Origin of the sequence: Nocardia sp. CA-290969, from assembly GCF_050936135.1 — a bacterium.
Taxonomy (GTDB): Bacteria; Actinomycetota; Actinomycetes; order Mycobacteriales; family Mycobacteriaceae; genus Nocardia.
This window is the reverse complement of record NZ_JBNJNJ010000001.1, coordinates 7,048,623-7,072,607: the sequence shown is the minus strand read 5'-3', so window position 1 is coordinate 7,072,607 and position 23,985 is coordinate 7,048,623. Positions and strand designations below refer to the sequence as shown.

General features: G+C 68.9%; 20 protein-coding genes and 1 pseudogene. 8 read left to right on the top strand and 13 right to left on the bottom strand.

Annotated features, from left to right (window positions below; all coding sequences use genetic code 11):
- Positions 1-19: 19 nt before the first annotated feature.
- The gene (locus ACQEVO_RS32370) at positions 20-2,461 is read right to left on the bottom strand and encodes an Rv0361 family membrane protein (RefSeq protein ID WP_432920306.1); all 2,442 of its coding nucleotides are present in this window, start codon (positions 2,459-2,461) and stop codon (positions 20-22) included.
- A gap of 77 nt (positions 2,462-2,538) precedes the next feature.
- Between ACQEVO_RS32370 and ACQEVO_RS32365 the strand changes: the two genes are divergently transcribed.
- Positions 2,539-2,991, top strand: a complete 453-nt coding sequence (locus tag ACQEVO_RS32365; protein WP_432920304.1) for a DUF3151 domain-containing protein — start codon at positions 2,539-2,541, stop codon at positions 2,989-2,991.
- Between the two features lie 14 nt (positions 2,992-3,005).
- Positions 3,006-4,154, top strand: a complete 1,149-nt coding sequence (locus tag ACQEVO_RS32360; RefSeq protein ID WP_432920302.1) for an FUSC family protein — start codon at positions 3,006-3,008, stop codon at positions 4,152-4,154.
- Between the two features lie 220 nt (positions 4,155-4,374).
- Here the strand turns inward: ACQEVO_RS32360 and ACQEVO_RS32355 are convergent, their stop codons facing one another.
- Positions 4,375-5,154 carry a site-2 protease family protein gene (locus ACQEVO_RS32355; RefSeq protein WP_432920300.1) on the bottom strand — a complete coding sequence of 260 codons (780 nt, stop codon included), beginning with the start codon at positions 5,152-5,154 and terminating at the stop codon, positions 4,375-4,377.
- Positions 5,151-5,810, bottom strand: coding sequence for a hypothetical protein (locus tag ACQEVO_RS32350; RefSeq protein ID WP_432920298.1), 660 nt, complete (start codon positions 5,808-5,810; stop codon positions 5,151-5,153). Before ACQEVO_RS32350 ends, ACQEVO_RS32355 begins: the two co-directional genes overlap by 4 nt.
- Before the next feature lie 202 nt (positions 5,811-6,012).
- Between ACQEVO_RS32350 and ACQEVO_RS32345 the strand changes: the two genes are divergently transcribed.
- On the top strand, positions 6,013-7,302 hold the full coding sequence (locus ACQEVO_RS32345; protein ID WP_432920296.1) for an adenylosuccinate synthase: 1,290 nt from the start codon (positions 6,013-6,015) through the stop codon (positions 7,300-7,302).
- Positions 7,303-7,666: 364 nt separating this feature from the next.
- Here the strand turns inward: ACQEVO_RS32345 and ACQEVO_RS32340 are convergent, their stop codons facing one another.
- The gene (locus ACQEVO_RS32340; RefSeq protein ID WP_432920294.1) at positions 7,667-8,782 is read right to left on the bottom strand and encodes a BTAD domain-containing putative transcriptional regulator; all 1,116 of its coding nucleotides are present in this window, start codon (positions 8,780-8,782) and stop codon (positions 7,667-7,669) included.
- A 24-nt stretch (positions 8,783-8,806) separates the two neighbouring features.
- The gene (gene fbaA, locus ACQEVO_RS32335; protein WP_432920292.1) at positions 8,807-9,841 is read right to left on the bottom strand and encodes a class II fructose-bisphosphate aldolase; all 1,035 of its coding nucleotides are present in this window, start codon (positions 9,839-9,841) and stop codon (positions 8,807-8,809) included.
- Positions 9,842-10,049: 208 nt separating this feature from the next.
- Between fbaA and ACQEVO_RS32330 the strand changes: the two genes are divergently transcribed.
- Entirely contained in the window at positions 10,050-10,793 is a 744-nt protein-coding gene (locus ACQEVO_RS32330) for a DedA family protein (RefSeq protein WP_432923245.1), read from the top strand.
- 30 nt (positions 10,794-10,823) lie between these two features.
- Positions 10,824-11,459 (top strand): annotated as a pseudogene (locus ACQEVO_RS32325) (DedA family protein); the annotation flags it as partial.
- Positions 11,460-11,519: 60 nt separating this feature from the next.
- Here ACQEVO_RS32325 and ACQEVO_RS32320 read toward each other — a convergent pair.
- Entirely contained in the window at positions 11,520-12,608 is a 1,089-nt protein-coding gene (locus ACQEVO_RS32320; protein WP_432923242.1) for a glycoside hydrolase family 76 protein, read from the bottom strand.
- A 584-nt stretch (positions 12,609-13,192) separates the two neighbouring features.
- On the opposite strand from ACQEVO_RS32320, the gene ACQEVO_RS32315 reads away from it, so the two are divergent.
- A complete protein-coding gene (locus ACQEVO_RS32315) occupies positions 13,193-13,804 on the top strand; it encodes a TrmH family RNA methyltransferase (protein WP_432923239.1) in 612 nt (203 codons plus the stop codon).
- 93 nt (positions 13,805-13,897) lie between these two features.
- On the opposite strand, the gene ACQEVO_RS32310 is transcribed toward ACQEVO_RS32315, so the two are convergent.
- From ACQEVO_RS32310 to clpB, 7 genes are all read right to left on the bottom strand, one after another.
- Positions 13,898-14,209, bottom strand: a complete 312-nt coding sequence (locus tag ACQEVO_RS32310; protein ID WP_432920290.1) for a DUF4190 domain-containing protein — start codon at positions 14,207-14,209, stop codon at positions 13,898-13,900.
- 59 nt (positions 14,210-14,268) lie between these two features.
- On the bottom strand, positions 14,269-14,958 hold the full coding sequence (locus ACQEVO_RS32305; protein ID WP_432920288.1) for a lysoplasmalogenase family protein: 690 nt from the start codon (positions 14,956-14,958) through the stop codon (positions 14,269-14,271).
- A gap of 2 nt (positions 14,959-14,960) precedes the next feature.
- Positions 14,961-16,019, bottom strand: a complete 1,059-nt coding sequence (locus tag ACQEVO_RS32300; protein ID WP_432923236.1) for a beta-ketoacyl-ACP synthase 3 — start codon at positions 16,017-16,019, stop codon at positions 14,961-14,963.
- An 82-nt stretch (positions 16,020-16,101) separates the two neighbouring features.
- Positions 16,102-16,635, bottom strand: coding sequence for an orotate phosphoribosyltransferase (gene pyrE / locus ACQEVO_RS32295; RefSeq protein WP_432923233.1), 534 nt, complete (start codon positions 16,633-16,635; stop codon positions 16,102-16,104).
- Positions 16,636-16,776: 141 nt separating this feature from the next.
- On the bottom strand, positions 16,777-17,814 hold the full coding sequence (locus ACQEVO_RS32290) for a hypothetical protein (protein ID WP_432923230.1): 1,038 nt from the start codon (positions 17,812-17,814) through the stop codon (positions 16,777-16,779).
- 74 nt (positions 17,815-17,888) lie between these two features.
- Positions 17,889-18,686, bottom strand: a complete 798-nt coding sequence (locus ACQEVO_RS32285) for a DUF5666 domain-containing protein (protein WP_432920286.1) — start codon at positions 18,684-18,686, stop codon at positions 17,889-17,891.
- Between the two features lie 166 nt (positions 18,687-18,852).
- Entirely contained in the window at positions 18,853-21,453 is a 2,601-nt protein-coding gene (gene clpB / locus ACQEVO_RS32280) for an ATP-dependent chaperone ClpB (RefSeq protein ID WP_432920284.1), read from the bottom strand.
- Between the two features lie 336 nt (positions 21,454-21,789).
- Here clpB and ACQEVO_RS32275 point away from each other — a divergent pair, with 336 nt between their 5' ends.
- Both ACQEVO_RS32275 and ACQEVO_RS32270 read left to right on the top strand, forming a co-directional pair.
- Positions 21,790-22,947, top strand: a complete 1,158-nt coding sequence (locus ACQEVO_RS32275; RefSeq protein WP_432920282.1) for an FAD-binding oxidoreductase — start codon at positions 21,790-21,792, stop codon at positions 22,945-22,947.
- Between the two features lie 254 nt (positions 22,948-23,201).
- Entirely contained in the window at positions 23,202-23,984 is a 783-nt protein-coding gene (locus ACQEVO_RS32270) for an FAD-binding oxidoreductase (RefSeq protein ID WP_432920280.1), read from the top strand.
- Position 23,985 lies beyond the last annotated feature (1 nt).

Here is a 23,985-nt window from a genome sequence, read left to right as displayed (position 1 = left end):
GACGGAGTCGGCGCCAAAACTACTGCGGGGGATCGCAGACCTTCCAGCCGGTTTCGGTTTCCTGCAGGTCGAAGGTGCGGGTGGTGGCCTCCGGGTCGGCGTCGGTCTGGACGCTGACCTGTGCGAGAGCCGTGCGGTCGGTGATCTGGATCGCGTCGACGCCGGAGACCTCCGGGATGGTGCCTTCGTTCACCGCTTGCCGGTGCACGCCGGAGAACTGTTCCTCGGACAGGCCCTGGTAGTAGTCGTGCAGGGCACCGCAGGTGGCTTCGCGGAGTGCGGGCAGGTTGCCGCTTTCCAGTGCGCCCGTGTAATCGCCGATGGCCGTACGGATCCGGCCCTGCGGCGAATCGTCCTCGCCGCCGACGCCCACCAGGATCGCGATCAACGCGACCACCAGTGCCACCGCCACTCCGCCGGCGATGAGCCATTTCTTGTTGTCCTCGGCCGGTGCCGCCGGGGCGGGGGCCGGTTCGACCCGTTGCGGTTGCGCTATCTGCTGCGGCGCGGAGTATCCGGGCGCCGGCGCGACCCGCTGTTCGGCGACGGTCGGTTTGAGGTCGGCCGGGGAGGGTGCGCCGCCCGGCCGCTGCGGACCGGCCTGCGGGCGCCCCGGCTGCCGCTGCGCGGGCGGCGGACCGCCGGGCCGCTGCGGTGCGGGCTGGTCGGGCCGGCCCGGCGCCTGCGGACCGGGCCGTTTCGGTCCCGCCTGCGGGCGCGGCGTGGCCGGTGGTTTGGACAGCGCCGGGCCACCCGGCGCGCCGGGGCCGACCCGGTCGGTGCGGGCGGGCCCCTGGGCCCGGCCGGGCGACTGACCCGGCCGACCGGCCTTACGTACCTGGTTCATATCGATGCGCGCGGTGGCGTCGGGATCCGGCCGCTGGGCCGGCATCGCGACGGTCTGCGCGTCGTCCGGCCGGGGCTGTCGCGGGATGACAACCGTCCGCGCCTCTCCACCCGCCGGCCCCTGATCCGGGTCGCCGACCGCTTCGGACCCGGCGTCCGTGGTCTCCGCCCAGTCGCCCCGATCCACGGACTCCGCCTCTGCGGCCTCCGCCCCCGCACGTTGCGCGTCCACAGACGCCGAACCCGCGACGTCCGCGCCTGCAACCTCGTCGCCCGCGAGGTCGACATCCTCGCTACCCGTGGCGTCCGCATCCGCAGATCTCCGACCCGCAACCTCGTCGCCTGCGGCCCCTGCAAACCCCTGGCCCGTACCCGCGTGCGTGGCTTCACCGCCTGCGGCTTCCGCGCCCACAGACCCTTGACCCGCAGCTTCGACACCCGCGACTTCCTGATCCGCGACGTCCGCATCCCCGGGTTCCCGGCTCGGGCTGTCCCGCCGCGCGGAGTCTTGATCCACGGAGTCGGCGCCCGCATCACCCCGTCCCGCGGCGGCCGTGTCTCGCTCCGTGCCCGCAGCTTCGCGGCGCGCTTCCTTATCGCCCGACCCCGCGGCGGCACTGTCGCCGCCCGCAGCCGCAGTATCTCCGTCTGCAGCCTCAGGATCCGCGCCCGCAGCGGCAGCGTCGTCGTCTGCAGCCTCAGCACCCGCGCCCGCAGCGGCAGCGCCTTCGTCTGCCGTGGGATCCGTAGTCTCTCCGTCCTCGGGCTCGGAGGCCGGGACCTTCCCTTCGGCGGCCTCGGTGCCCGGAGCGTCCCGGCTACCGGCCCGGGCATCCGGGGAATTCGCATCCTCGTTCACCGCCCCAGCGGCCGATCCGGATTGTCCGGCGGTGGTAGCGGCGTCGGCGTCGCGACCACCTTCGGCCGACGCGGCGACGGGTTCCTCGCCGAGCGCTTCCGCCGCCGTTGTATCGCCGTCGCCCGCTGCCGCGAGGCCCGTTCCGCCGGCTTCGGCATCGTCCGGCCCGCCGGTAGCGTCCGCGCCGTCATCTGCCGTCGGCTGCCCCGCCGTCTTCGCGGCTGCCGCGGCTGCGGTGCCGGCAGCCGCGGTGCCGACGACGGCCGCACCCGTCGACCGGCCGTTCGCTGCTCCGCTATCTCCCTCGGTTGCCTCCGCATCACCGGAACCGGCGTCACCCTGCCCGGGCTCGGCTGCAGCGCCCGGTGCGGACGCCGCGGAATCCCGGCTGCCCGCCCCGCCCGAGGCCGGTGCTGCACCACCGGATTTCCCGGACCCCTGCGCACCGGCCTTACGGATCACCTCCGTCTCGGCCTCGTCCTCGGACGCCGCCGTCTCGCCGGAACTCTCCGCGCGCCCGCTCGTCGCCGACGCGCGTGGGATGGCCTCGGTGGGCGCGTTGCTCTCCCCGGGGGCGGGTTCGTCCGCCGCGCCGGCCGCGGTGTCACGGCCGAGCGCCCGGCGGATCCGGGAGGTCACCGCATCGGCGGCCTGCGACAGCTGCGAGCCGGTGTCCTGCGGGTCCGGCGTCGCGGTGGATGAACCGGAGCCGGAGTCGGAGCGCGTCGGTTTCTCGTCGTCGGTCGGGTGCGGCACCTAAACCCCTCGTTGCTGGGCGAACAGAATGTGGCGTAGACGGCCAGCCTATCGAGCAATCCCGGTAGCCGTGCACAATGAACCGCATGACCTCGTTCGGTGATCTGCTCGGACCGCAACCCGTACTCCTTCCTGAACTGCATGCGGCGGAAGACGCGCTCGACGCGGGCACCGATCCGGTGCGGGTGGCCGCCGAGAATCCGGCCGCTTCGATCGCGTGGGCGGCGCTGGCCGAGGCCGCCCTGGAGCGCGCCGCGGCCGCCGCGGAACCGGTGAACCACGATGTGGTGGCCGCTTACGCGTTCGCCCGCACCGGCTATCACCGCGGGCTGGACCTGCTGCGCCGGAACGGCTGGAAGGGTTTCGGCCCGGTCCCGTGGGAGCACGAACCGAACCGCGGTTTCCTGCGCAGCGTCGCGGTACTGGCGAAGGCGGCGCAGATCATCGGCGAAAACGACGAGTACGCCCGCTGCCTGGATCTGCTCGAGGATTGTGATCCGCGGGCGGCCGGGGAACTCGGTCTCGACTGATCGATCTCGCGGAAGTGAACGACCCGACCTCACGGATTTCCCGGGCCCGGGCTCGCGGCACCGCGCGCCTGCGGCGTTCCTGGACCCGGCTGCGGCTGTCGGCGCTGCCGATCCTGCAATGCTCACTGGCCGCGGCGCTGGCCTGGTTCCTGGCCAAGGACGTGGTCGGCCACCCGCTGCCGTTCTTCGCGCCGACGGCGGCCGTCGTCTCGATCGGTACCGCGTTCGGGGCACGACTGCGCCGTTCGCTGGAACTGGTGGTCGGGGTGGCGGTCGGGATCGGCGTGGGCGATCTGTTCATCTCGCAGGTGGGTACGGGGGTCTGGCAGATCGCGCTGGTGGTGGCCGCGGCCATGGCGCTGGCGATTTTCCTCGACGGCGGGCCGATCATCGGCATCCAGGCCTCCGGTTCGGCCGTGCTGGTGGCGACGCTGATGCCGCCGGAAACCGGGGCCGGCCTGTCCCGGATGGTCGACGCCCTGATCGGCGGCCTGGTGGGCGTGGTGGTCGTCGCCGCGCTGCCGCTGCATCCGGTGCGCCGGGCGCGCGAGCAGGCGGCGGCGATTCTCGGAGTGATGGGCAAATCGCTCACCGATTGCGGGCAGGGCCTGCTGGAGCAGGATCCGGGCAAGATCCACGAGGCGCTCACCGCGGTCCGCGCGACCCAGCAGGAGCTGGATTCGCTGCGCAAAACGCTGGAGGGCGGCCGCGAGGTGAGCCGGATATCCCCGCTGTACTGGAATTCGCGCGGCCGGCTGGAACGCCTGCGCGCGGCGGCCGACCCACTGGACAACGCGGTCCGCAACACCCGGGTGCTGCTGCGCCGCTCGCTGACGATGGTGCGTGACGACGAAATCCTCAACCCCGGCCTGATCGACGAGGTGGAGCGGCTGGCCGCGGCGGTGGATGTGGTCCGGCGGATGGTGCTGAACGATCCGGGGGAACAGCCCGACCCCGCCGAGGCGGCGCGCGCGCTACGGTCGGTCGCGAAACAGGCCCGGCCGGAACTGGTGGCCGGTGCCGGACTCTCGGCGCATGTCGTTTTCGCGCAGATCCGCTCGACCCTGGTCGACCTCATGCAGGTCTGCGGGGTGCAACGGATCTCGGCGCTGGCCCTGCTGCCGCCGACGGTGCCCAACCCCTATGTCACACCGCAGAAGTGAAATTCCGAGTAGTGGACTACCCGTGCCCATTCGGCCGAACTGAACTAATGTGAAACATGGCCGAATCGTTTCACCGGTTCGGCCGGGACCCCTCCCGCACGCCGCGTTGCCGACGTGAGGCGCCTTGCCCGGCGCCGATCGTATGGATACCCGGACGCCGGCCCGGGCGGGGAATCCGGGCCCGTCCGGCCGGCGCCGCGCCGGGCGGGCCTGCTCGGGTCTACGCCCAGAACCTGGTCAGATATCCGCCGTACCGGGACCACTGCTCCGGCACTCCGGACAGGTCGTAGAGCGCGTAGACGGCGTCGAAGAACACCTGGTTGATCGCGGGCGTGAACAGCAGGGCGAACAGGATCAGCATGCCGAACGGTTTGAACTGATCCAGCCCGCGGCGGGTCTGATAGCTCAGCGAGGGTTCGACGATCCCGTATCCGTCCAGACCCGGTATCGGGAGCAGGTTCAGCAGGGTGGCCGTCACCTGCAGGAATGCCAGGAAGCTGAGCCCGAACCAGAACGCCGGGTGCTGCTCGGAACTGCCGAACAACTGGACGATCGACAGCAGCAGCACGGCGCACAGCGCGTTCACCGCCGGACCCGCGGCGCTGATCAGCCGCTGGGTCCGCGGCGGCACCTGATGCGCGTGGATGTAGACGGCCCCGCCGGGCAACCCGATCCCGCCCAGCGCGATGAAAACCATCGGCAGCACGATCGACAGCAGCGGATGGCTGTATTTGAGCGGGTTCAGCGTCAGGTACCCGCGCAGTTCGACCTCGCGGTCACCGGCGCGCCAGGCCAGGTAGGCGTGTGCGAATTCGTGCAGGCACAGACTCACCACCCAGCCGAACACCACCAGGACGAAAACCCCGGCCTTCGCCTGTATCGAATCCAGGTCCGCACCCCACGCCAGCACCCCGCCGGCCACCGCCAGCAGCAGCACCAGCAGGAAAACCGGGCTGGGCCGCACCGCACCCCGCCGCAACGCCGAAACCCCGCCGCTCATCGAACCAATAACCAGGGCTCGTGGTAGCGGTAGAAACTCGACCGCGGCACCGTCCGGTCGCTCTGCACGCCGTCGCGGTTGATCACCGCCGCGGGGGTGCCGAGCTGGGCGGCGCGGCCGGTGATCCAGCGGCGGCGCCGGAAGCGGCGCGGCACACTCGCCCGGACCCCCGGCATCTCGAGGGTCGGGGATACGAACATCGCCCGCACCTCGCCGGAGAACAGCCGGGTCTCGTCGACGTAGGCCTCGCCGGTCAGGTGGGCACCGTCGACCCCGGTGATCTTGGCGCGGCCGACCAGGACGACGCCTGTATCGTCGCGGATCAGCGGTACCTCCTGGGCGGTCCCGTCGAGCGCCCGGCGCGCGGCCGAGTTCCCGGTGCCGAGCTGGTAGGCCTGCGCGGCGTAGGTGTTCTCCAACGGCACGTAACCGACCTCGACGTGCAGGCGTTCGGTGCGCATCAGGTGGGTGAGTACCGCCGCCAGCGCGGCGTCGTGGCCGAGCACGATCAGCCGCGGCAGGCTGTCGGCGGCCAGTACCGGCAGCAGTTCGTCGATCAGCGCGGAATCCGGGACGGCCGCGGTCTGTGTGGTGGGCGCCGCGGCGAGCGCGATGGGTACCGGAGCGTCGGCACAGCGGAGAACATGGGTACTCAAACGCCCAACACCCTCCCTCGGACCGGTCGACCACGAGTGTAGAGGGTGGCCCCCGCCGACCCGCACAACGGGCCTGGTACAGCGGCCGTTCCCGGCGCCCTCCGGTGCCTCGAGTAGACTGTGCTCCCGGCTTCCTCCCCATTACGGCAGGTAGCCGCAGCACGAAGTGCGTGTTGCGCGTCGACCCGTAGGAGACACGACCATGCCGGCAATCGTCCTCATCGGCGCCCAGTGGGGCGACGAGGGCAAGGGCAAAGCCACCGATCTACTCGGCGGCCGGGTGCAGTGGGTGGTGCGGTACCAGGGCGGTAACAACGCCGGCCATACCGTCGTGCTGCCGAACGGGGACAACTTCGCGCTGCACCTCATCCCCTCCGGAATCCTGACGCCCGGTGTACGCAACGTCATCGGCAACGGTGTCGTCGTCGACCCCGGTGTGCTGCTGGACGAGCTGGCCGGGCTGGAGGAACGCGACGTCGACACCTCCGGCCTGCTGCTCTCCGCCGATGCGCATCTGATCATGCCCTACCACGTGGCGATCGATAAGGTCACCGAGCGGTTCCTCGGCAACAACAAGATCGGCACCACCGGTCGCGGGATCGGCCCCTGCTACCAGGACAAGGTCGCGCGGGTCGGCGTGCGGGTGGCCGATGTGCTGGACGAGAAGATCCTCACCCAGAAGGTGGAGGCGGCACTCGAGTTCAAGAACCAGGTGCTGGTGAAGATCTACAACCGCCGCGCCCTGGACCCGCAGCAGGTGGTGGACGAGGTGCTGGCGCAGGCGGAGAAGTTCGCGCATCGCATCAGCGATACCCGGCTGGAACTGAACCTGGCCCTCGAACGCGGCGAGACGGTGCTGCTGGAAGGGTCGCAGGGCACGCTGCTCGATGTCGACCACGGCACCTACCCGTACGTCACGTCGTCCAACCCGACCGCCGGCGGCGCCGCGGTGGGCGCCGGTATCGGCCCCAACCAGATCGGCACCGTGCTGGGCATCCTCAAGTGCTACACCACCCGGGTCGGTTCGGGCCCGTTCCCGACCGAGCTTTTCGACGAATCGGGCGCCTACCTGGCAAAAACGGGCGGCGAGGTCGGCGTCACCACCGGCCGCGCCCGGCGCTGCGGCTGGTTCGACGCGGTGATCGCCCGTTACGCCACCCGCGTCAACGGCATCACCGATTACTTCCTCACCAAGCTCGACGTGCTCTCCAGCCTGGATCGGGTGCCGATCTGCGTGGCCTACGAGGTCGACGGTGAGCGGGTCGAGCAGATGCCCACCACTCAGACCGGTTTCCACCACGCCAAGCCGATCTACGAGGAGATGCCGGGCTGGTGGGAGGACATCTCCGGGGCCCGCACCTTCGACGAACTCCCCGCCAACGCACAGGCCTACGTGCACCGGCTGGAGGAACTCTCCGGGGCGCGGATGTCCTGTATCGGTGTGGGTCCGGGTCGCGAGCAGACGATCGTCCGTCACGACGTGCTCGGATAGGGTCGGCGCCCCGAGACACCGGGAGGGCGGGAAGGAACGGTCGACCGGAGTTCGTGGGAGTCCAGGGTTCGTGGGAATCGGGAGTCCGTGGAAATCAGAGCTCGTGGAAATCCCGAGCTCGTGGAAACCCCGAGTCCGTGGAAATCCGGAGCTCGTGGATTACTGGTCAAGTGCTCCCAGGGAACCGTCCGTGAAGGGGCGGGCTGTAATTTTGGAGCCGCTCCGCGGCTCGAGGGTGGGGCCCCGGGTAGCCCGGTTCTTCACTCCTCCGCTCCTCCGCTTCGCTCCCCCGCTCCGTCGCTCCAGAACCGGGCGGGCCCCACCCAGGTGCCAGGCGGGGTACCCGTCAGGGGTGATCGGGGGTTCAGCGGACGGCTTGGAAAGCCAGGACGGTTGTTCCGATGCGGATCGTATCGCCGTCTGCGAGCAGCGCGGAATCTATCGGTTCCTCGTTGACGTAGACCCCGTTTGCCGAATCCAGGTCCTCGATCAGGAGCCCGGCCCGGCCGAGTTTGATCTGGGCGTGGTAGCGGCTGGCCTTCGGATCGTCGAGCACCAGATCGTTGTCGGTCATCCGGCCGATCCGGAAACCACCGTGCGCGACCAGCACCAGCCGCCCGTCCGGTAAGCGCAACTGCCCGCTGCGCACCGTGCGCGGTACCTCGGTGACCGTATCCGTCATGGCGGCGGCGATCCGTTCGGCGGTTTTGAATTCGACCGTGCTCAGCGGCTCCTGCCGCAGCACCCGGCGTTCCAGTTCGAGCAGTGCGGGGCCGGGGTCGATACCGAGTTCCTCGGCCAAGACCGTACGCACCCGCCGGCACGCCTCCAGCGCGTCGGCATGCCGTTCGGAGAGGTAGAGGGCGGTGATGAGCTGGCCCCACAGCGGTTCACGCAGCGGATGTTCGTTGGTCAGCGCGACCAGTTCACCGATCACTGCGGCCGCCCGGCCGCAGGCGATCTCCGCGTCGAACCGCGCCGAAACCGCCTGCAGCCGTTCCTCTTCCATGGCGGTGGCGAAACTGTCGGCGAAGCCCAGCCCGGCCAGGTCCGAGAGCGCGCGTCCGTTCCATTCGCGTAGCGCCGTGGCGAACAACCGCGAAGCCGACGCGTGATCACCGGCGCCCGAGGCGCGATTGCCGGCGTCACGGGCGGCCTCGAACCGGCCGAGATCGCAGGCGTCGTCGGGGATCTCGAGCCGGTATCCGGAAGATTCCGTGCGCAGGACGGCGGCCGAGTCCACGCCCGAATTCCGCAATGCCTTGCGGATATTGGAGACGAAGACCTGCAGGCTGGCGGCGTAGGCGTCCGGCGGGGTCTCGTTCCAGACCATATCGGCCAGGGTCGCCGACGATACGGCGCGGCGCCGGTTCACCGCGAGCGCGGCCAGTAGCGCCCGCGGTTTGGGCCCGCCGACGGCGACCGGCTCACCACCGGCCAGCAGTCGAACGGGCCCCAGCACACGGAGATCGATTGTCATCTCGCAGCGAGCGTGACGACGTGATCAGGCACTGATCGAACGTCCCGCGGAATGCAGGTCCTCGCAGGCCTGCACCACTCGGGCCGCCATCGAGAGCTCGGCCTTCTTCAGGTAGCTGCGCGGATCGTAGGTCTTCTTGTTGCCGACCTCGCCGTCGATCTTGAGCACCCCGTCGTAGTTGCTGAACATATGGGCGGCGACGGGCCGGGTGAAGGCGTACTGGGTGTCGGTGTCCACGTTCATCTTCACCACGCCGTAGCGCAGCGAATCGTCGATCTCCGACTTCAGCGAGCCGGACCCGCCGTGGAAGACGAAATCGAAGGGCTGGGCGTCGGCACCCAGGCCCAGCTTCGCGGCGGCGACCTTCTGCCCCTCGGCCAGCACCTCCGGCTTGAGCACCACATTGCCCGGCTTGTACACACCGTGCACATTGCCGAAGGTGGCGGCGAGCAGGTACTTGCCCTTCTCCCCGGCACCGAGCGCATCGATGGTCTTCTCGAAATCGGCGGGCGAGGTGTAGAGCTTCTCGTTGATCTCGGCCTCGACGCCGTCCTCTTCACCGCCGACGACACCGATCTCCACCTCGAGGATGATCTTCGCGGCGGTCGCGGCGGCGAGCAACTCCTGCGCGATCGACAGGTTCTCGTCGATCGGGACCGCCGAACCGTCCCACATATGCGACTGGAACAGCGGGTTCTTCCCCGCGCTCACCCGCTCCTGGGAGATGGCCAGCAGCGGGCGGACGAAACCGTCCAGCTTGTCCTTCGGGCAGTGGTCGGTGTGCAGCGCGATGGTGACGCCGTACTTCTCGGCCACCACATGCGCGAATTCGGCGAGCGCGACAGCACCGGTGACCATATCCTTCACACCCTGGCCGGAACCGAATTCCGCGCCGCCGGTGGAGAACTGGATGATCCCGTCACTGCCCGCCTCGGCGAAACCCTTGATCGCCGCGTTGATCGTCTCCGACGATGTGCAGTTGATGGCCGGGAAGGCAAAAGAGTTCGCCTTGGCCTGGCCGAGCATCTCGGCGTAGACCTCCGGAGTCGCGATCGGCACTGTGAAGACCTCCGTGTAGTGCGGCAGACGGGATTGTCTGTTTCTGCACATACCCTAAGGCAGGCGGGATTCATCCGGTATAAGGGGATTGTTTGCGCCGCCGCACCCTGCACGCTCGGCTGTAACCGGTACTGTGGGCCGGGTGATTGCGCTGGCAGCTACCGACGCGGTGACGAGCAATCTGGCTCTGACCGAACTGCTCGACCCGATGCACCTGTTGACCGAGACCTGGCTGAAGAACGCGGTGCTACCGGCGATTCTGGTGATCGTCTTCATCGAGACGGGTCTGCTGTTCCCGCTGCTGCCCGGCGATTCGCTGCTGTTCACCGGTGGCTTGCTGGCCGCCCAGGAGAACCCGCCGGTCTCCATCTGGGTGCTCCTGCCCGCGGTCACGTTCGTCGCTTTCGCCGGGGACCAGTGCGGATACTGGATCGGCCGGGCCATCGGTCCCGCGTTGTTCAACAAAGAGGACACCCGGTTCTTCAAGAAGAGCTATGTGACCGAAACGCACGAATTCTTCGAGAAGCACGGCCCCAAAACGATCATCCTCGCCCGATTCGTCCCGATCGTCCGGACCTTCATGCCAGTGCTGGCCGGCGTATCGAAGATGAGCTACCAGCGCTATGTCGCGTTCGATATCGTCGGCGCCATCGCCTGGGGCGGCGGCGTGACCGTACTCGGTTACTTCCTCGGCAATGTCGCCTTCATCCGCGACCACGTCGAGGCGATCTTCCTGCTGATCGTGTTCGTCTCGATCCTGCCGGGTATCAGTGCGGTGGCCAAACGCCTGCTGGGTCGTAAGCCGGCCGCCGAACTCGCCGCCGAGGGCGCCCTGGCTTCCACCGCCGAACTGCCGGCCGTCGACCTGCCGAACCAGGTCACCAGCACCATGCCCCTGCCGGTGGTGCCGGCCCACGCGCCGGCTGCCGCGAACGAGACCCCAGTACGGTAAGTGGTGTCCGCTTCGGCCGTGCCCTACGCGATGGGCAGTTTCGATCCGCTGATCTCCGCGGGTCCGGCGCTGGTCTGGACCGTGGTGCTGACCTTCGTCTTCCTGGAATGCGCCGTGATCCTCGGCCTGTTCCTGCCCGGTGATTCCATGCTGCTCACGGCAGGCATCGTGATGGCCTCGCACGCCACCGGGGAAACCCAGGTGTGGTTGTTGTCGGTGGGTGCGATGGTCGCCGCGATCGCGGGGAACCAGGTCGGCTACGTCATCGGACGCCGCACCGGGCACCGGCTCGTCGCCCGCAAGAACGGGCGCTATATCAACACCCAGAACCTCACCCGGGTGGCCGAGCTGCTGCAGCGGCACGGTTTCGTCGCGGTGCTGGTCGCGCGGTGGATCCCGTGGGTGCGCACGCTGTGCCCGATGGTGGCGGGCGCCGCCGAGATGGACCATCGCCGCTATACCATCGCCAGTACCATCGGCGCGATCATCTGGGCGCCGGTGCTGTTGCTGCTGGGCTATTACGCCGGCAGCTTCATCCAGCAGATCTCCTGGCTGATGCCCATCGTGATCGGTTCGCTGGTGTTCTGCCTGGTCGTGGGCACGGTGATCGGTATCCGCCAGTACCGGCACGAGATGGCACAGCCCGCCGAGGATTTCGAACTGGACAGCGCCACCGCCGACACCACACCGCTGCCCAGCCTGGGCGAGCCCCGGTCGCGCAGGGAGCTACAGCCCCGCCGCGGTGACCATATGGGCGGCCTCCATGAGCATCCAACCCGAGAGCTGTACCGATAGGTCGCGTTCGGGAACCCGCGAGGACGTCACGGCGCCGTTGGGGTTGAGCCCACCGGCGCCCGCGGTACCGCCCGGCAGCTGCGCCGAGCGCGTCCAATCATGACCGAACAGCGGTTCGCCCTCGACGTCGAGCCGGTTCGCCCAGGCCGCCGCGGCCGATTCCTTGACGATGCGGGCGGCGATCCGCCGGTCGGCGAGTTGCTCGTGCTCGGAGCCGGGCAGCATGAGCGCCACCAGCGCGAGATAGCGGATGAGGATCCCGTTGAACAGCCCGCCGTCACCACCGGAGCCGCCACGCACGACCCCGTTGGTGGTGAGCTGGTCTTCGACCGCGTCCAGCAGGCGATGCACCCGATCGAGGTGGACCGGATCGCCGGTGTGCACGGCAAGCTCGGTCTCCAGGCCGAGCACCACGCCTTGGCAGTAGCTGTAGACCGGGCGTTCGAGCGTGCCGGACGGGAGATGGATCCCGTCGAAGATCAGGCCGGTCTCCGGATCGCGCAGGGTGGCGTCGATCCAGTCGGCCATTTCGGCGGCCCGCTCGTAGCGGCCGAGCCGGGACAGGGCGATACCGGCGGGGCCGTTGGCAGGGGCGTTGTAGAAGTCGGTGCCGACCCGCCACGGGATACCGCCGCCGACCGCCGGATTCCACGCCGCGAAAAGCTTCTGTTCCAGCGGTCCGAGACCGCCGCGCGCCTCGTCGTTGTCCTGTACCCGGGCGGCCCGTTCCAGCGCGATGGCGAGCCAGGCCATATCGTCGTAGTAGCGGTTGGTCCAGCCGGTGAGATTGCGCATCCGATGCGACCGCACCAGCGCCGCGATCCGTTTGCGGCGTTCGATGGTGGGCGCGCGATTGGCGGCGTCGACGGCGCAATCGATGAGGTGTGCCTGCCACCAGTAATGCCAGGTCAGGAAGAAACGTTCGCGCCGGGTCGAGGGCCAGCCCACCACGCCGAGCGCGGTGCCGGGCAGTAGCCACACCGGTTCGATATGCCGCGAGACGATGGCGGCCTCGGCCATATCGGCCCGGTCCGACCAGAGTTTCACGGGGTTGCCCTGCGGCCTGCGTTGTTGCCCGGACACCCGCCGGGGAACGTCGAGATCGTCGCTGGGCGAGGTCATGCACCCATATTGCCAGGAATATCGGAATTCCCGCCGCTCAATTGTTACCGAGTCGAAGCGGAACCGTTCGTCTCACCGTCCGCTGGGCCGGGTTCCGCGCGGATCGCTGCCGGACAGAGCGGGAGATTCATACCGAACGGCTATGTCAACCCGGCTATACAGATCGGTGCCGGGCCGCGCGTGCCGCACCGCGAAACCCGAGCCGCGCAGAAACACCAATCGGCACAGGTGTTTTCGAGCGGACCAGACCGAACGGTAGCCGCGCTGTGCGCCCGCACTACGATCGTGCCGTGACAAACGCAGCGCCCTCGGCCGGCCCCGACTCCGCCCGGCACCCGGAGCGGACATCCGGGACGACCACGGGCCCCGTGCAGGCAACCCGGCCGAGCGCGCGGTACGACCACGAGCCCACGGCCGGCGGCGACCCGCTCGACGACGCCTCCGAACCGGGCCCCACGGAATGGGGCGAGCATCCGCACGGAGTGGGTCCGTGGATCGCGGAACACGGCGAACCGCCGCCGGACGATGACCGGCTCGACCCGGTTCTGCTCGCGGAGGGTGACCGGCGCAATGTGGTCGACGCGTACCGGTACTGGACGCGGGAGGCGATCGTCGCCGATATCGACCGGCGCCGCCATCCCTTCCATATCGCGATCGAGAACTTCGGGCACGACGCGAACATCGGCACCGTGGTGCGGACCGCCAACGCCTTCGCCGCCGGCGCGGTCCATATCGTCGGCCGCCGCCGCTGGAACCGCCGCGGCGCCATGGTCACCGATCGCTACCAGCACATCGTGCACCACCCCGATATCGACGCGCTGCTCGAATTCACCACGGCCGAGGATCTGAGCGTGGTCGCGGTGGACAATGTGCCGGGGTCGGTACCGCTGGAAACGGTGCGGCTGCCGCGACGCTGCCTGCTGCTGTTCGGTCAGGAAGGACCCGGGGTGAGCGACGGGGCCCGCGATGCCGCGGTACTCACGGTGTCGATCGCCCAGTTCGGTTCCACCCGCAGTATCAACGCCGGGGTGGCGGCCGGTATCGCCATGCACACCTGGATCCGGCAGCACGCGGACCTCACCACGGCCTGGTGAACGCGGGTAGCGATCACGCCGAGTGCGTAGCGAACAACCCCGTCCGGGCGATGACCGGATCCCGGACACCGGGAGCCGCGACCTCGCCGAACCTCAGGCCGAGGCTGCTCCCACGATCGCAATGACGATGAAGAGGACGACCAGGACCAGATAGATGATCAGCAGGACCGATGTGATGATGCCGAGTACGTAACCGATCATCACATTGCTGCGGCCGCCGATGGTTCCGCCCGACGCGTCGATCTCGTTGAGCGCCTTCTTACCCATGACCCAGGCGAACGGACCGGTGACCGCGCAGAAGAAGCTGATGATGCCCAGGATCAACACCGTGGTGGCCTGTGGATGATCCTGCGGCGGACCGTATCCCGGGTATCCGTACGCGGGCGGCGGCGGAGGGTAGCTCATGCGTGGATAGTAGCCGCCGCGGGCGAGCGCGCACGAGCGGAAAAACCGGAGGTCACTCCTCAGCCGCCGGTGTGCGCCTCCGGGTCGGCCAGCAGGAACTGCGCGCCACCGTAGGTGGCCAGGATGATCGCCTCGAGCACCCGGCGTGACCGCTGCCCGCGGGCGAACAACCGCCGCGCCACGATCAGTCCGTCGGAGATCGTGAAAAGCAGGGCGCCCACGCCGAGGCGGCTGCGTGGATCGGCGCCCGGAACATTGAGTCCCGCAACATTGTCCGCACCCGGCGCCAGCACTGGGTCGGAGGCCAGTACGGCCGCGCTGCCCAAGGTCAGGCCGTAGGCACTCAACGGCACGGCGAGCGCGGGCGCCTTCGCCCGCAACAGACCGACCGCCCCGGCCCAGGCGAGCAGGCGCGGGACAGCGGTATTCACGCGCGGACGGGCGCCACGCCGCCACCACAGCGCCGCGTACCCCGTCTGCATCACCGCGAACGACGACGCGCCGGCGACCAGCCGGCGATCGTCGTCGGGTTCGATGAGCAGCACATCACCGACCGTGGCGGCACCGAGCGATCCCAGCAGCAGCGTGCGCTCGACCGGCGCGATTTCCGCTGTGCTGCTGGCGATATCGGCCGCGAGCAACGGCATCATCAGCGGTTTCGCCACCCACTGCAACCGGTCACGGCCGGTCAGTGCGCCCGCCACGGTAACCGCCGTCGCGACCAGGAACCCCGCGCGCAGCGGCCGCATCGCTACAGACTCGCCTCGGCGGGGGCGGGCGGCAGGGTCACCACCTGGCCCGCGTAACTGAGCCCGGCGCCGAACGCGAGCAGCAGCGCCAGCTGCCCGCCCTTGGCCTTACCGGTCGCCAGCATCTCCTCCATCGCCAGCGGAATCGACGCCGCGGAGGTGTTCCCGGTGTTCTCGATATCGCCGGCCATCGGGATATCGTCGGCCAACCCCAGGTTCTTCTTCATCAGCTCGTTGATCCGGGCGTTGGCCTGATGCGGGATGAACACCTCGATATCGTCCTTGGACACCCCGGCCATATCCAGCGCGGTGGACAGCGCGCGGGGCAGGGTGACGGCGGCCCACCGGAAGACCCGGGGCCCTTCCATCCGCAGCGACATCCGGCCCACCGGTTCGACCTCGGGATCGGTACCCTGCAGGTCCTGGGCGCGCTGCATGTACTCGACGAAGTTCACATCCTGCTTGATGGCGTCGGCGTTCTCGCCGTCGCTGCCCCAGACCGTCGGGGAGATCCCGTTGTCCTGGCTCGGTCCGATCACCACGGCGCCGGCGCCGTCACCGAAGATGAACGCCGTACCGCGATCGGTGGGGTCGATCCCGATGGTCATCGTCTCGGCACCGATGAGCAGCACGTATTCGGCCGAGCCGGCACGGATCATATCCGCGGCGACCCCCAGCCCGTACCCGAACCCGCCGCAGCCGGAGGTGAGGTCGAAGGCGGGAATCCCGTTCATGCCGAGATCGCTGGCGACGATCGGGGCGCCGTGCGGGGTCAGCATCGGCCAACTGGACGTGGCCAGGATCAGTGCGCCGATCTGTGAGGGGTCCACACCGCTGTTGCGCAGTGCCCGGTCACCGGCGGCCACCGAGATCGACCGCAGCGTTTCGTCGCCGCTGATCCAGCGCCGGTTGCGGATACCGCTGCGCTCGAAAATCCATTCGTCCGAGGAATCCAGCACCTGGCACACCTCGTCGTTGCTGACGACGCGCTGCGGCCGGTAGGCACCGATCCCGAGCATCGCGACGTTGTCGTGCCCCTTTTTGCCGGCAATGCTCACCACGACGCTCACGACCCTTCACTCACAGTTCTGACGGATCATCAGGCTAACGGAGCGCGGCAGGCGGGCGAACGGCCCGTCCGGTTCAGCTCAGTGCCAGATCCTTCAAACCGAGTATGGAGCGGTAGGGCAGTCCTTCGTCGGCGATCACGCGATCCGCGCCGGTTTCCCGGTCGACCACGGTGGCCACCCCCACCACCGTCGCACCGACGTCACGCAGCGCGCGCACCGCGGTCAGCGGGGAGTTTCCGGTGGTGGTGGTGTCCTCGACCACCAGAACCCGTTTACCCACCACATCCGGGCCTTCGATCTGCCGTTGCATCCCGTGGGTTTTCGCGGCCTTGCGTACCACGAAGGCGTCGATCGGACGGCCGGGCGCGTGCATCACGGCCAGCGCGACCGGATCGGCACCCATGGTGAGCCCGCCGACGGCGTCGAAATCCCAATCCGCGACCAGTTCCCGCAGCAGTTTCCCGATCAGCGGCCCCGCCCGGTGATGCAGCGTCGCCCGCCGCAGATCGACGTAATAGTCGGCCTCTTTACCCGAAGACAATGTCACCTTGCCGTGCACGACGGCTAAATCGCGCACCAGCCCGGCCAAGACATCCCGGTCGGTCATTGCCTGGTCGATCATCGGTGTCCTTCCGCCCGTGGAGGCGAGTCGCGGCGAGTACGGTCCCGGCGCCCGCAGCGGCGCCTGCGAGGAAGGATACGCACGCGCCTCGGCACCGGTTACCGCAGGTCGCGCGTCCGCGCGGACCTACTGCGGCACCGGACCCTGATACGGACGGAAACCGGGGTGGAAGGGCCCGCCGGGCAGGCGCGGGGCGTGCTCGTCGTCGGTGGTGGAGTCGCGGCGGTCGGGGGCGCGGTCCGGTTCGCCCGCCCCGCCCGGCCGCGCACCCGCCGGTTCGGGGCGCGGGGAACGGTTCGCCGGCCGGGCGTCGGGCACCACGGCCAGGCTCGGCCGGCGTGGCGGTACGTCGTCACCGGGGCCGTGGCCCGGCGCATCGGGATCGTCCCCGGCGTCGCGGCGATAGCGGACATTCGGCCCCGGGTGGCCGTAGTCGTCGGCGCCGTCGTCGTATTCGTCGTAGTCGTCGTACGGGCCGTCGGGATCGTCGTCGTCGTATTCCGCCGAGCGGATCCGGGCCCGCGGAGGCGAGGGCGGGGCGCCGGGTTCGTCGTTACGGGGATCGGTGACCGGTGGCAGCACATGCAGCAGCCCCGACAACCGCAGCACGGCGTCGATCCCGGTTTCCCAGTCCTTGGCCGCCGAGCCGACGGGCAGCATGCCGAGCGTCCAATTGCCTTCGCTCCACAGCATCTGCACCGTATCGGCCAGCGATTCGATGAACGCCACCATCCGCTGATCGACCGCATGGCGCGCGATCTCCGGATTGGTCGCGAACACCACCCGATCGCCGATCGCGCCGAGCAGTTCCAGATCGGCGTCCTTGGGCGGATTCATGGTCTTGAGCCGCATATCGACGTCGATATCCGAACCGATCTGGCGGCGCACCGCCACCAGGGTCGCGGAATCCTCCAGATCCAGCAGGACGAATTTCTCGCCCTTACGGATACCGGTGACCACATCGACCGCGGTCAGATACCCGAGCTTGGCCAGCGCACCACGGCGCCAGGTCGAAGCGAGCGCCGGTTCCACCGACACATAGGTGTATCCCTGGGCTTTCGCCCACACCTGGCGCGCGTGACCGGTCCGCTGCCGCTGGCGCCGGTCGAAGTAGAGCAGCACTATCGCACCCACCAGGGTGATTGCCGCCAGCCCGAACCACATTGCCGTCATCGTCGCCTAGCCTATCGACCCGCCCGGCGTAATGCCGGGCACCCACACTGCGCGCCGCGGTTTTATCATCGCCCGCCCCCCTCGAGGGCGGTGCTGATGATGACATCGGCCTGAATCGAACCGTCCGGGCCCGGCTGCCCCTGCACGATCACCAGGTCCCCGGCGGGCAGGGCGTCGACCGTGGCGCCGGCCAGCGAGATCACCTGGGTCTGCGGGGTGGTGTGCACGGTGACCTCGTCACCCGTGAGCGTGCTCAGGGTCAGGGTGCCGCCGGAATTGGAGCTGATGGTGCCCATGGTGGTGCCGCCCGGATCCTGTTCACCGGAATCGGGCATATCCGGGATCCCCGGCAGGCTCGGCAGCGGGGGTTCGGATTCGTCCGGTTGCGCCGGGACCTCCCGGCCGAGCGTGCGACTGGTGCTCGACGTATCACCGGCCGTGGATTGCGAATCGTCGCCACCGAACATCATTCCGGCAGCTATCCCGGCCAAGCCGAGCAGCACGATGACGGCCAGCCCGATTCCCAGCAGTACACCGTTCTTCTTCGGCGGCCTCGGCGATCCCCCGGGCGGGCCGCCGGCCGGGCCGTAAGGATCCTGCGGAGGCGGGCCGCCGGGCGCGCCCCACTGCTGCTGCCCGCCGTAGGCGTAACTGTCGTAGGTCGGCATCTCCCGGGTCGGGTTCGGACCCGGCGGCCCCCAGCCGCCGTAGGGGTCGGTACCCGGGTAGGCCGTGGTCGGCTCCGTGAACCCCGGCCCGTCGCCGGTGGGTAGCTTCTCGGTCGCCGATTCTCCCGGCTGACCCAGGCGCTGGGTCGGATCGTCGTCCGGCCGCCTTGCCCAGGGATCGTTCGGGTTGGTCATAACTACCCAGCCTAAGCCGAACCTGTCCCGGGCGAGCACACTCGCCCGGGACAGGTTCGATACCTCCCGGTCGCAGGCCGGAACCGTCGATGGGGTGTCCTGCGAACTCCGGCCACCACGATCGGCGAGAGGCGACCACCCGCGGGCTGGGCCGGCCGGCCCCGGTCTAGGACCCCTGACCGTCCGCGGTCGCGGCGGCGGGCTCGCGCAGACTCTTGCCCACGATGAGACCGTCGCCGTCCGGGCTCACCCCCACCGCGACCGTATCGCCGTCGGTGATCGCGCCGGCCAGCAGTTCCTTGGCGAGGGTGTCGCCGATCGACTGCTGGATCACCCGGCGCAGCGGACGTGCGCCGTACACCGGGTCGTAGCCGCGCACGGCCAGCCAGAACCGCGCCGAATCGCTGACGTCCAGGACGAGCCGCCGCTGCGCCAGCCGCCGCTGCAACTGGTCGAGCTGGATATCGACGACATGCGCGAGCTGGTCCTCGTCCAGCGACCGGAACATCACCACATCGTCGAGGCGGTTGAGGAATTCCGGTTTGAACGCCGAACGTACCGCGTTCATCACGAACTCCTTGTCACCACCGGCGCCGAGGTTCGAGGTCAGGATCAGGATGGTGTTGCGGAAATCCACCGTCCGGCCCTGGCCGTCGGTGAGCCGGCCCTCGTCGAGCACCGCGAGCAGGATGTCGAAAACATCCGGGTGCGCCTTCTCGATCTCGTCGAACAGCACCACCGTGTAGGGCCGGCGGCGCACCGCCTCGGTGAGCTGACCGCCCTGGTCGTAGCCGACGTAACCGGGCGGGGCACCCACCAGCCGGGCCACCGAATGCTTCTCGCTGTACTCGCTCATATCGATGCGGACCATCGCGCGTTCGTCGTCGAACAGGAAGTCGGCGAGCGCCTTGGCCAGCTCGGTCTTACCGACACCGGTGGGCCCGACGAACATGAACGAGCCGGTGGGCCGGTTCGGGTCCGCGACCCCGGCGCGCGCCCGCCGCACCGCGTCCGATACCGCCTGTACGGCCTCGTCCTGCCCGACCACCCGGCGCCCGAGCTCGGACTCCATCCGCAGCAGCTTCTCGGTTTCGCCCTCGAGCAGCCGGCCGACCGGGATACCGGTCCAGGCCGAGATCACCTCGGCGATATCGTCCGGCCCGACCTCCTCCTTCAGCATCACCTCGCCGTCGGCCGCCGCACCGGAGGCCGCCTCGGCCTCGGCGAGCTGCTTCTCCAGCGCCGGAATCCGCCCGTACCGCAGCTCGGCGGCCTTGCCCAGGTCACCGTCGCGTTCGGCGCGCTCGGATTCGCCGCGCAGGCCCTCGAGCTGCTCCTTGAGCACCCGCACCTGGTCGATCGCGGTTTTCTCGTTCTGCCAGCGGGTGGTGAGCTGGTTGAGCTTCTCCCGGCCGTCGGCGAGTTCGGCGCGCAGTTTCTCCAGCCGCTGTTTGGATGCCTCGTCGGTCTCCTTCGCGAGGGCGACCTCTTCGATCTCCAGCCGGCGTACCGCGCGTTCCACCTCGTCGATCTCCACCGGCCGCGAGTCGATCTCCATGCGCAGCCGGGCCGCGGATTCGTCGACGAGGTCGATCGCCTTGTCCGGCAGGAACCGGGAGGTGATGTAGCGGTCGGAGAGGGTGGCCGCCGCCACCAGCGCGGAATCGGTGATCCGCACGCCGTGGTGCACCTCGTAGCGTTCCTTGATCCCGCGCAGGATGCCCACGGTGTCCTCCACCGAGGGCTCGCCGACCAGCACCTGCTGGAAGCGGCGTTCCAGGGCCGCGTCCTTCTCGATGTGCTTGCGGTACTCCTCGAGGGTGGTCGCGCCGACGAGCCGCAGTTCGCCGCGCGCCAGCATCGGCTTGATCATATTTCCGGCGTCCATCGCGGATTCGCCGGTCGCACCGGCGCCGACGATGGTGTGCAGTTCGTCGATGAAGGTGATGATCTGGCCCGCACTGGATTTGATCTCCTCGAGCACGGCCTTGAGCCGTTCCTCGAATTCACCGCGGTACTTCGCACCCGCGACCATCGCGCCCAGGTCGAGGGCGATCACGGTCTTCCCGCGCAGCGATTCGGGGACATCGCCCGCGACGATGCGCTGGGCGAGACCCTCCACGATCGCGGTCTTGCCGACACCGGGTTCACCGATGAGGACGGGGTTGTTCTTGGTACGCCGCGACAGCACCTGCACGACCCGGCGGATCTCGGTATCGCGGCCGATGACCGGATCGAGTTTGCCGGCGCGCGCGGCGTCGGTGAGGTCGGTGGAGTACTTCTCCAGCGCCTGGTAACTGCCCTCGGGGTCGGGGCTGCTCACTCGGGCATTGCCGCGGACGGCGGTGAACGCCTCGCGCAGCGCGGCCGCGGTGGCGCCGTACTTCTCGAGCAGCTGGGTGACGTCGGTATCGCCGGTGGCGAGCCCGACCATCACATGTTCGGTGGAGACGTATTCGTCGCCGAGTTCGGTGGCCAGATGCTGCGCCGAGGTGATGGCGGCGAGGGCCTCCCGGCCCAGTTGCGGCGTGGTGGTGGCGCCGGTGGCCCGGGGCAGCCGGTCGACGATGTCCTGCGCCTCGCGGCGCACCGTCGCGGGATCGGTACCCACCGCCTTCAGCAGCGGCCCGGCGATCCCGTCGGTCTGGTCCAGTAGTGCCACCAGCAGATGGGCCGGACGGATCTCCGGGTTACCGGCCGCCGACGCCGCCTGTAGGGCGGCGGTGAGGGCGGCCTGAGTCTTGGTGGTGGGGTTGAACGAGTCCACGAAGCACCTTCCTGCTAGTTCATCTCTTCTCCGGCAACCACGCCCGATCCCCGGGACTCGTGCCGTTCTGCTCGGTTCAACGTCCGAAAGGTTGAGTCTGTTCCACTCAAGTTTACAAATTTTCCGCGCGTGACCCGCACCGGCGGTTGCCGGAAAGGTGCTGGCTCCCGGCTCGTACCGCAGCGGCCATACCCGCGAACAAGATCGATAAAACCCGGTATTCCTATTTCACACACGCCATCCTCACAATTTTCGGGGATACTGGTCGGATGAAGGACAGCCGGTAACGGCTAAGTCCATTCGCCTCGGACATTCAGGGAAAGGAAGCTCCACGCCGTGGATGCGCGTTCGGCAGCGCTGGTCCGCGCCAATTTTCAGTCGGTGCTGGATACACCGCATGGAATCGAGCGGTTGATCAGTGCTTTTTACGGTCACCTGTTCGGCGTGAATCCGCGGCTGCGGGAGCTGTTCCCTCCGGCCATGGATATGCAGCCGAAACGGCTGGCCACCGCGATCCAGTACATGCTCGATCACCTCGAGGACTGGGACCGCGCGCAGAAGTTTCTCGAACAGCTGGCCCGCGACCATCGCAAATACGGGGTCGAGGCCGCGCACTACGATCAGGCCGGCCCGGCGCTGTACCAGGCTTTCCAGACCTACAACGGCCCGAACTGGACCAGAGAACTCGCCGAAGGATGGCGCGATGTCTGCCTGCTCATCTCCGCCGCCATGGCGATAGGCGCCAATTCCGACGATTCTCCGCCCTATTGGGAGGCCACCGTTGTCGGGCACCGGCACGTCCTCGACGACCTCGCCATCGTCCGTTTGCAGTCCGATGACCCGATCCCCTACCTGGCCGGCCAGTACGTCCCGGTCTCGGTCCCGCAGCGGCCGCGGATGTGGCGCTACCTCTCGCCCGCGATCCCCTCGAACCCCTACGGCGAGATCGAATTCCATGTGCGCAAGGTGCGCGGCGGCTGGGTGAGCCCGTCCATCGTCAACGAGACCAAGGTCGGCGACCGCTGGCTCATCGGCGGGCCGCTCGGCGGGTTGCAGGTGGACCAGGACAGCGGCCGCGACGTCCTGATGATCGGTTCGGGCACCGGCGTCGCGCCGCTGCGCGCACAGCTGATCGAAATGGGCCGACGCGGGATCAACCCGCGGGTGCATTTCTTCATCGGCGGCGTCTACCCGTGCGACCTCTACGACGTGGACAACATGTGGCAGCTCTCGCAGAGCAATCCGTGGCTCACCATCGTCCCGGTCTGCGAACACAAGACCAACCCGTGGTGGTATCCGCATCCCACCGAGGACGCGCCCTACGGGATGCACCGCCGCCTGGTCGGCAACCTCGGCGCCGTGGTGGCGAGCTTCGGAGCGTGGGAGGATCGGCAGATCCAGATCGCCGGTTCGGCGAAGATGATCGCGGATACCCGGCGCGCACTGCTCGCGGTCGGCACCCCCGAGGACATCATCAGCACCGACCCGGTGTGATCCGGTACCCGGCCCCTCGCCGCGACACCCGGCCCGCCTGCCCACAGCGAAAGGAAAATGGTGCGATACCTGCGCCGATGCGACGGCCTCGGCCGATCGCGGGCAGCTGCTCCGGGAAAGTACCGCGAGGCAACCGCTTTCGCTGCATCCGCCGCCGGCCGCATCAGCCCGTCCCGCAGGAGTGCCTGCGGGACACTCCGCCAACGCCGTGACCTCCGCTGACCACATGAACCGCCCCGAAGGAGTACCTGCCAGTGTCCAGTGACCCTCGGCGCCAACCGGAACGCTCCGCCCAGCAGGCGTACTGGTTCGCGGATGTCGTCGAACACCACCGGTTACGTCACGATCTGGCGGTGGTCCGGTTGATCGGCGAGTACGTACCGTTCACCGCGGGTCAATCCGTGGAGGTCGAGGTCCCGCAGTTTCCCGGTATGCGCCGGCGATTCTCCCCGGCGCTGCCACCCTCGCTGGACGGGAAACTCGAATTCCATATCCGCACCGTGGCCGGCGGCTGGTGCAGCGGCGGGATCGTCGCCGACACCCGGCCGGGTGACCGCTGGAAACTGACTGCCCCGCAAGGGATGTTCAGCGTGGACCCCGACGGTGACGAAGTGGTGATGATCGCCGGCGGCACCGGCCTGGCACCGCTGCGGTCGCAGATCCTGGAACTCGCCCGGCACCAGTACCCGCCGACGACCTACCTGTTCTTCGGCGGCGTCTCCCCCCGCGACCTCTACGCCGCCGACATGCTGGTGCTCCTGGCCGCCGACCTGCCGTGGCTCACCGTGGTCCCGGTCGTGGAACGCCTGGAGGACCCGCACTGGCCCGACCAGTGGCACGACCGGCACCGGGTGGATATCGGCTTCGACGAGGACGACCTGATCCAGGGCACCCTCGCCGAAGTGGTCGGCTCCTACGGCAAATTCGACCGCCACCAGATCCTGGTATGCGGCTCCCCGGCAATGACCCGCTCCACCGTGGAACGCCTACTCGACACCGGAACCCCACCCGAGCGAATCCAATTCGAAGGCGCATGAA

What these genes read in the sequence shown, in the direction of transcription:
- ACQEVO_RS32365 (WP_432920304.1), top strand. Translation starts at nt 2,539, where the DNA reads ATGAACCGCATGACCTCGTTCGGTGATCTGCTCGGACCGCAACCCGTA.
- ACQEVO_RS32355 (WP_432920300.1), bottom strand. Translation starts at nt 5,154, where the DNA reads ATGAGCGGCGGGGTTTCGGCGTTGCGGCGGGGTGCGGTGCGGCCCAGC.
- ACQEVO_RS32345 (WP_432920296.1), top strand. Translation starts at nt 6,013, where the DNA reads ATGCCGGCAATCGTCCTCATCGGCGCCCAGTGGGGCGACGAGGGCAAG.
- ACQEVO_RS32340 (WP_432920294.1), bottom strand. Translation starts at nt 8,782, where the DNA reads ATGACAATCGATCTCCGTGTGCTGGGGCCCGTTCGACTGCTGGCCGGT.
- ACQEVO_RS32330 (WP_432923245.1), top strand. Translation starts at nt 10,050, where the DNA reads ATGCACCTGTTGACCGAGACCTGGCTGAAGAACGCGGTGCTACCGGCG.
- ACQEVO_RS32320 (WP_432923242.1), bottom strand. Translation starts at nt 12,608, where the DNA reads ATGGCCGAGGCCGCCATCGTCTCGCGGCATATCGAACCGGTGTGGCTA.
- ACQEVO_RS32310 (WP_432920290.1), bottom strand. Translation starts at nt 14,209, where the DNA reads ATGAGCTACCCTCCGCCGCCGCCCGCGTACGGATACCCGGGATACGGT.
- ACQEVO_RS32305 (WP_432920288.1), bottom strand. Translation starts at nt 14,958, where the DNA reads ATGCGGCCGCTGCGCGCGGGGTTCCTGGTCGCGACGGCGGTTACCGTG.
- pyrE (WP_432923233.1), bottom strand. Translation starts at nt 16,635, where the DNA reads ATGACCGACCGGGATGTCTTGGCCGGGCTGGTGCGCGATTTAGCCGTC.
- ACQEVO_RS32290 (WP_432923230.1), bottom strand. Translation starts at nt 17,814, where the DNA reads ATGTGGTTCGGGCTGGCGGCAATCACCCTGGTGGGTGCGATAGTGCTG.
- ACQEVO_RS32285 (WP_432920286.1), bottom strand. Translation starts at nt 18,686, where the DNA reads ATGACCAACCCGAACGATCCCTGGGCAAGGCGGCCGGACGACGATCCG.